Annotated in this window: 6 protein-coding genes, 1 pseudogene and 1 riboswitch; of the genes and pseudogenes, 3 read left to right on the forward strand and 4 right to left on the reverse strand. The window is 59.9% G+C overall.

Going from position 1 to position 7,364, the window contains the following annotated elements; all coding sequences use genetic code 11:
• From VFE81_RS19815 to VFE81_RS19825, 3 genes and pseudogenes are all read left to right on the forward strand, one after another.
• Positions 1-401, forward strand: a pseudogene (locus VFE81_RS19815) (hypothetical protein); the annotation flags it as partial.
• A gap of 220 nt (positions 402-621) precedes the next feature.
• Positions 622-715: riboswitch (glycine riboswitch) on the forward strand.
• A 174-nt stretch (positions 716-889) separates the two neighbouring features.
• Entirely contained in the window at positions 890-2,101 is a 1,212-nt protein-coding gene (locus tag VFE81_RS19820; protein WP_325046222.1) for a D-amino acid dehydrogenase, read from the forward strand.
• 525 nt (positions 2,102-2,626) lie between these two features.
• Positions 2,627-2,887, forward strand: a complete 261-nt coding sequence (locus VFE81_RS19825; protein ID WP_325046223.1) for a BON domain-containing protein — start codon at positions 2,627-2,629, stop codon at positions 2,885-2,887.
• Positions 2,888-2,889: 2 nt separating this feature from the next.
• On the opposite strand, the gene VFE81_RS19830 is transcribed toward VFE81_RS19825, so the two are convergent.
• The 4 genes from VFE81_RS19830 to VFE81_RS19845 all read right to left on the reverse strand — a co-directional run.
• Positions 2,890-4,053: an acetate/propionate family kinase gene (locus VFE81_RS19830; protein ID WP_325046224.1), complete on the reverse strand. Its 1,164-nt coding sequence runs from the start codon at positions 4,051-4,053 to the stop codon at positions 2,890-2,892.
• A 12-nt stretch (positions 4,054-4,065) separates the two neighbouring features.
• Entirely contained in the window at positions 4,066-6,459 is a 2,394-nt protein-coding gene (locus tag VFE81_RS19835) for a phosphoketolase family protein (RefSeq protein WP_325046225.1), read from the reverse strand.
• Between the two features lie 390 nt (positions 6,460-6,849).
• Complete coding sequence (locus VFE81_RS19840) at positions 6,850-7,056, reverse strand: hypothetical protein (RefSeq protein ID WP_325046226.1); 207 nt, start codon at positions 7,054-7,056, stop codon at positions 6,850-6,852.
• A 32-nt stretch (positions 7,057-7,088) separates the two neighbouring features.
• Positions 7,089-7,364, reverse strand: a 276-nt coding sequence (locus VFE81_RS19845) for a hypothetical protein (RefSeq protein WP_325046227.1), incomplete at its 5' end; no start/stop codon positions are given.

The following is a 7,364-nucleotide window of genomic DNA, read 5'->3' on the forward strand; positions in this document are numbered from 1 at the left end:
CCCAGGCGGCATGGCTCAGTTGGGATGCACTCGACGATTCGACGAGTCTGATCGGCAGCCTGTTTGGCAGCCAGGACGTCGAGCGGCCGAAAAACGTCCTGCGATGCACATCGATGTCGCTCTACCTGGAAATGGCCAGCACCACCGACCGCATCAGCCTGTGGTCAGAACTGCCATTTCATATCGAGCGATACAAGGGGCTGCTGCGCAAGATCAGTTTGACCGAGCCGCTGCCAGACATGACGATCGGACTGATCTGCCGCGATATCGAACTGACCACCACCGTCGCTGCGACGCTGATCGAGATGATTCGCACCGCCTGTACCGAGTTCGCGGGGGTGTACCGGCGCGCCGGTGCGACGCCGCGGCGGCGGGTACAGGAGCCGAAAGCGCTGCCGTGAGCATGGCCCGGTGGCGCCCACAAGAACTGATAACCCTGCCGTGAAGATGTCCGCGCGGCGGACCCAGGCGCTGCAAGCGCGGCCGTGAGCTCACGGTTGACTCCCACGTGATGGGTCGTTTCAGCATGCCTTGCGCGACGTTCTATCGGGTCGATCGCGCGTTGCATCGCGGGAAACACTTGCGAAGAAAATCTTTGCCCGGTATTGTCATGGCGTTCTGCAACGCAGCGCGGGAGAGATCGTCAGAGGATTGTGACGACGCCGACGGAGCAACCGCCCCGGAAACTCTCAGGCAAAAGGACCGCGCAGCTGGAACATCTGGAGAGCGGCGCCGTGCGCGCCCACCGAAGGGGATTCCCTGCATACCGCTTACATCGCGCTCGTATGCTCACGGGAAGAAACTCTCAGGTACATGGACAGATGGGGCATCGACGCCGGTTTCGACACGAAATCGACACCGGTGATGCTCAACTACTCTGGACCATATCATGTCACGAATCGCCATTATCGGCGCCGGTATTACCGGCGTCACGACTGCTCACGCCCTGGCGCAGCGCGGCCACCACGTGACTGTGTTCGAACGTCATCGCTATGCGGCGATGGAGACCTCGTTCGCCAACGGTGGCCAGTTGTCGGCCAGCAATGCCGAAGTCTGGAACAGCGCGGCCACCGTGCTGAAAGGCTTGCGCTGGATGCTCACGCGCGACGCCCCGCTACTGCTCAATCCGATGCCCACCTGGCATAAGTATTCGTGGATGGGCGAATTTCTACGGCAGATTCCGCACTATCGTGCGAACACCGTCGAAACGGTGCGGCTCGCGATTGCCGCGCGTGAGCATCTGTTTTCGATTGCCGAGCGCGAAGGGATCGACTTCGATCTGGAGCGGCGCGGCATTTTGCACATCTATAAAACGCGCAAGGAATTCGATGCGGCTAGCAAGGTGAATGAACTGCTGCGTGAAGGTGGGCTGGACCGCAATCCGGTGACGGCGAGCGAGTTGCAGGCGATTGAGCCTACGCTGCATGGCGATTTTTTTGGCGGTTTTTTTACGCCTTCCGATTCGACTGGCGATATTCATAAGTTCACGCGCGGTCTCGCGGATGCCTGCGTGCGGCATGGTGTCGAGTTTCATTACGATGCCGAGATCACGGCGATCGATCAGCCTGCCGATGGGCGGTTCTCGTTAAGCGTGAATCTGGCGGGCGAGTCGCAGCAGTTTGCCTTTGAACGGATCGTGGTGTGTGCCGGAGTGAGGAGTCGCGACTTCGCGGCGATGCTGGGCGATCACGTGAATGTGTATCCGGTTAAGGGTTATTCGATTACCGTTTGTCTGGATGACGAAGTGAGTCAGCAACGCGCGCCCTGGGTGAGTCTGCTCGACGATAGCGCGAAGATTGTGACTAGCCGGCTTGGTGTGGATCGGTTTCGGGTTGCCGGTACGGCGGAGATTAATGGCTTTAACCGCGATATCCGCTCGGATCGGATCGCTCCGCTGGTCGACTGGACTCGGCAGTATTTTCCTGAGGTGTCGACTTCGAAAGTGATTCCATGGGCTGGATTGAGGCCGATGCTGCCGAGTATGTTGCCGAAGGTGGGGCGCGGGAAACGGCGCGGCGTTTTTTATAACACCGGGCACGGGCATTTGGGGTGGACGTTGTCGGCGGCTACTGCGCAGGTAGTGGCCGGGGTTGTTCAATAAGGCTTGTTTGCCTATGGTTTTGGCCTTTGCTTGTTTTCTTATTGGATTATTAGCGTCGCCCCTGTGCGGGGCAGGCACCTACTTTTCTTTGCCTGCCGCAAAGAAAAGTAGGCAAAAGAAAGCGGCTCACACCGCTAATTTTTAAGCGGGTTCCTCGCACAGTTGCGGTAGTGGTGCATCTGGAATCCGTGCTCTCGCACACTTGGCGCTAGTGACAAAGGGCTCTTTAGCTCCCACTCCGCACTGCGTGCGTCGCGGACGGGTCTGCATGGGAAACCTTGGGGCTTCGGTTACGTGTCGTGGGGGCCGTCGGCTTCGCCTCGGCGATGCGACGAATGACGCTCGAACGGGGAAACATTGCTCAAAATCATCTGCCGCGCTTTCGCAATGGTCCAGTTGGGCAGGGCCGCCCTGCCCACTTGGATCCGTATCCCGAGGCTAGTTATCCGCGAAGCGTCGCCCACTGCAAAATTCGCTGCATCTGCTAGTGTTCTCTAATCGGTGTCCACTCTCGATGGAGCCTCCATGACTAGATCCCGCCACGCCACGCGCAGCAATGCAAGCACGCGCCTCACCGATGAACAGATCGCCGCAGAAGCGAGGCGGCGCCTCGCCTGGGATGCCGCCGTTCCCCCAAACGCCCTGCAAGTCAAAGTCTCTCACGGACGCATCACCCTGCTCGGCATCCTTCCATATGACCAGCAACGAATCGCTGCACTCGAAGACGTCTCCCGTCTGTTCGGCGTCACCGGCGTTTCTGACCACTCCAAGATCAAAGAAAAATAGCATCAACCCGCCTGCAGCAGCACCCGGCAATGCCGGGCAATCTGCTTTTCCTCCTCGGTATGAATCGCCCTCACCTTGCCCGCCGGATCGTCCTCCACTAACCCCATGAAACCCAGCCCATCGCACACGCGCCTGCGAATCTCCTCACTGTGTTCGCCGATGCCACCCGTGAACACCAGCAAATCGATCCCGCCCAGTAAAGCCGCATACGCACCAATCGTTTTGCGCACAGCAGTAGCAAACGCATCCAGTGCCAGCGATGCATTCGCATCACCCGCCGCGGCGCGCTTCTCCAGTGCCTGCATGTCGCTTTCGCCGTCGGCGTAACCGGCTAAACCGCTCTGGCGATTCAGTAGCGTCTCCAGCGCGTCGGTGTCGAGTTTCTCCACCCGCATCAGATACAACAGCACGCCCGGATCGAGGTCGCCGCTGCGCGTGCCCATCGGCACGCCGCCGGTCGGCGTTAATCCCATCGATGTATCAATGGATTTGCCGTCCTGCAATGCACATAAACTCGACCCGTTACCCAGATGCGCAAATACAGCACGCGGAGGTAGATCGATCCCGAGCTTCGCTACCAGCGATTCATACGACAGCCCGTGAAAGCCATAACGAATCACTCCCGCATCCACATAGCGGCGCGGCAACGCAAGCTGCGCCGCGCGTGGCGGTAGCGTCGCGTGAAAGGCGGTATCGAAGCAGACGAAATGCTGCGCGTCGCTGAAAATCTTCGTCGCCTCGTCGATCAGCGCCAGCGCCGGTGGAATATGCAAAGGCGCGAAGTGCACGGCGTCCTGCAAACGCTGCCGGACTTCGGGCGTCAATCGCTGATGCGTCCGCAAAAACGGGCCACCATGCACCACGCGATGCCCCACCGCCGTAGGCCGCTCACGCTTCTGTTCCGCCAATACGCGCGAGAGCTTCTGCAACGCGTCGGTTTGCGACTGCATCACATGCTCCTGCTGCACCAGCACGTGGCCGTCGGGCGACTTGATGCGCAGGCTGCCGTCGGCCCGTCCAATACCTTCGGCGCTGCCCTCCAGCAGCAATGTTTCATCACCGCCGGAGTGCGTAAACAGCCCGAACTTCAGCGACGACGACCCGCTGTTCAGCACCAGAATCGTCGGGGCCTGCGTCGGGTCGTCGGTCTTCTCATGAGTCTCCATGGCACGCTCCGCCTAACCCTTCCACGTCCAGTTGCGGATCTCTTCCTTATCGATGCCTTCAGCATGCGCATAAGCAAGATGCTCGATGATCTGCCCGCGCAGCCATTCTTTCGCATGATCGCCGACACCGCGCAGCGCCGGCACGCGATCGATCACGTCGATCGCCAGCGAGAAACGGTCGACCTGGTTGATAATCGCCAGTTCGAGCGGCGTATTGATGTTGCCTTTCTCGTGGTAGCCGTGCACATGCAGATTGTCGTGATTGGTGCGGTTATAGGTCAGCTTGTGCACCAGCGACGCATAGGAATGGAAGTTGAAAATCACCGGCTTGCTGGTGGTGAACAGCGAATCGAAATCGCGACTGGACAGGCCGTGCGGATGCGCATGCTCAGGCATCAGTCTGAACAGATCGACCACGTTGACGAAACGGATCTTCAACTCGGGAAAGTGCTCCTTCAGAATCTGCACGGCGGCGAGCGCTTCCATTGTCGCGATGTCGCCCGCGCACGCCATCACCACATCGGGCTCGACGCCTTGATCCGTCGATGCCCAATCCCAGATACCGATGCCCTTGGTGCAATGCGTGACGGCCGATTCCATGTCGAGGTACTGCAGATGCGGCTGTTTGTCGGCCACAATCACATTGACGTAGTCACGCGAACGCAAACAATGATCGGCGACGCTCAACAGACAATTCGCATCTGGCGGCAGGTAAATACGCACCACGTCAGGGCTCTTGTTGGTGACGACATCGAGAAAGCCCGGGTCCTGGTGCGTGAAACCATTGTGATCCTGGCGCCATACCAGCGACGTGATCAGCAGATTGATCGACGGCACCGGTTGCCGCCAGCCGAGATCGCGCTTCGCTTTCTCCAGCCACTTGGCGTGCTGGTTGAACATCGAATCGATCACGTGGACGAACGCTTCATAAGTGGCGAAAAGCCCATGTCGGCCGGTCAGCACGTAGCCTTCGAACCAGCCTTCGAGCGTGTGCTCGCTCAGCATCTCCATCACGCGGCCATCCACGGCGAGTTCGCCGCCATCGGCGTCGCTTGCCATCGTTTCGGCCAGCCAGGTTTTCTCCGAGGCCTCGTAGATCGCCGTCAGCTTGTTGCTGGCGGTTTCGTCGGGGCCGAACACGCGGAAGTTCGTCATGTTGTTGCGCATCACGTCGCGCAGGAACGTGCCGAGCACCTCTGTGGGCGACGTGTACGAGCCGCCAGGTTTTTTCACCTCCACCGCGTAGTTGCGAAACGCCGGCATGTCGAGCGTTTTGCACAACAGGCCACCATTCGCATGCGGATTGGCGCTGATGCGGCGCGTGCCTTCAGGTGCGAGTTCGCGCAGCTCTTCGACCAGACGCCCTGCTTCGTCGAATAGCGACTCCGGTTCATAACTGCGCAGCCAGTTCTCGACGAGCTTCAGACTCTTGCTATTGGTGACAGGATCGAGCACCGGCACCTGGTGTGCGCGCCACGAGCCTTCCACCTGATGACCGTCGACTTCTTTGGGCCCGGTCCAGCCTTTCGGCGAACGCAGCACGATCATCGGCCAGCGCGGCCGCGTTGCGTCATTGGCTTCGCGTGCATGCTGCTGGATCGCGCGGATTTCACCGATACATTGTTCAAGCGTCGCGGCCATTTGTTGATGCATGGTGTCCGGATCGTCGCCCTCGACGAAATACGGCTTGTGGCCGTAGCCGGTCAGCAACGCTTCGAGTTCCTCGCGGGGAATGCGCGCGAGGATCGTCGGGTTGGCGATCTTGTAGCCGTTCAGATGCAGTACCGGCAGCACCGCGCCATCACGAATCGGGTTGAGGAATTTGTTCGAGTGCCATGACGTGGCGAGCGGACCGGTTTCCGCCTCGCCGTCGCCGATCATCACCGCGACGATCAGATCGGGGTTGTCGAACGCGGCGCCGTAGCCGTGTGACAGGCTATAGCCGAGTTCGCCGCCTTCGTGAATCGAGCCCGGTGTTTCGGGCGTGCAATGCGAGCCGATGCCGCCTGGAAACGAGAACTGCCGGAAAAAGCGCCGCATGCCGGCTTCGTCCTCGCTGCGGTCAGGATAGATTTCCGAGTAGTGGCCTTCGAGGTAGCAATGGGCCAGCGTGGCAGGCGCGCCATGGCCCGGGCCGGCGATATAGATCACGTTCAGATCGAGCTTTTTGATCAGCCGGTTCAGATGCACCAGCAGGAAACTCTGCCCTGGGTCCGAGCCCCAATGGCCCAGCAGGCGGTTTTTGATGTGTTCGGGTTTGAGCGCTTCGCGCAACAGCGGATTGTCGCGCAGATAGATCATGCCGGCCGAAAGGTAGTTGCAGGCGCGCCAGTAGCGGTCCATCTTGCGCAACGTTTCGGGTTCCAATGTTTTCGGTGGGGTCGGACGGGAGGTTGCTTCGGCCATGGCGTCACTCCTTGAAAAGGACTGTCAGTCAGGTTAGCGGGTGCTGCAGCGGGTGTTCGCGTCGCGGCCGGTAGAGAAAAACCAGCAATGCCGGCCGTCCTGTCATGCGCATAACATAACGCAAGCGTTCCGGCAAAGATCCGTTGCTGAAGGCTTTCGGGAATCGGGCCAGCAATCGGGCCAAGAAGCGTCAGGGGTGTGACAGGAAGCGTACGTCATGGTTCGACGCGTTCGACCGAACCTTGATTTTGCGACGTGCGTGCGTCGCTTTCGTGTACGCGTAGGAAGCGCGGATACTGCGTAGACAATGTATTGGCCGATCCGATTGCCGGCCCGAACGTTGGCTAGCGCCCGTTCGTCTGTTCAGTTGCTAGTGCTCAGTTGAAAGCTTTACTCCTGCTCTTTCTCCTCGCGTTGTGGCGGGCGGTAGCGCCATTTGCTGGCGTTGGGATCGTTGCGCGCGTCATCCTGTTCGCGTTGCTCGGCGCGCGCTTCATCGGCGCGGCCGAGTTCAGCGCGGCGGTCGCGCACGGCGCCTGGCGAATCGGCCGGGCGCAATGGCGACGGCGAACGCCGTTGGGTAGGTACGGGTGACATGGAGCCTCCTTTTTTGGGGGATGTAGGGCGAATCAATGTTTCTTGCCTGTCCAGCGGCGATCCGGGCGGCGTATGAGACGAAGCTGACGCAGGTACATCGAAGCGCCGAACATCAGCGCCATGCCGGCCACGATGCCCCAGATTGCGGATGTCATGATTTTTCCTTTTGCCCGCCGGCCGCACAGCGTTTTATCGCCTGCGACGTGAAGGTGGGTAAGCGATTGCGCCTGGTTGACGTTGAATAGACCTGCTATCGCCACGCGCCAAGCAAGGATCATGCGCTCTTTTGGACGATATGTCTGTACGCT

The organism is Paraburkholderia sp. (assembly GCF_035656215.1).
Taxonomy (GTDB): Bacteria; Pseudomonadota; Gammaproteobacteria; order Burkholderiales; family Burkholderiaceae; genus Paraburkholderia.

Bases quoted from the DNA above. Each gene is read 5' to 3' on its own strand.
- VFE81_RS19820 (WP_325046222.1), top strand. From the start codon at position 890: ATGTCACGAATCGCCATTATCGGCGCCGGTATTACCGGCGTCACGACT.
- VFE81_RS19825 (WP_325046223.1), top strand. From the start codon at position 2,627: ATGACTAGATCCCGCCACGCCACGCGCAGCAATGCAAGCACGCGCCTC.
- VFE81_RS19830 (WP_325046224.1), bottom strand. From the start codon at position 4,053: ATGGAGACTCATGAGAAGACCGACGACCCGACGCAGGCCCCGACGATT.
- VFE81_RS19835 (WP_325046225.1), bottom strand. From the start codon at position 6,459: ATGGCCGAAGCAACCTCCCGTCCGACCCCACCGAAAACATTGGAACCC.
- VFE81_RS19840 (WP_325046226.1), bottom strand. From the start codon at position 7,056: ATGTCACCCGTACCTACCCAACGGCGTTCGCCGTCGCCATTGCGCCCG.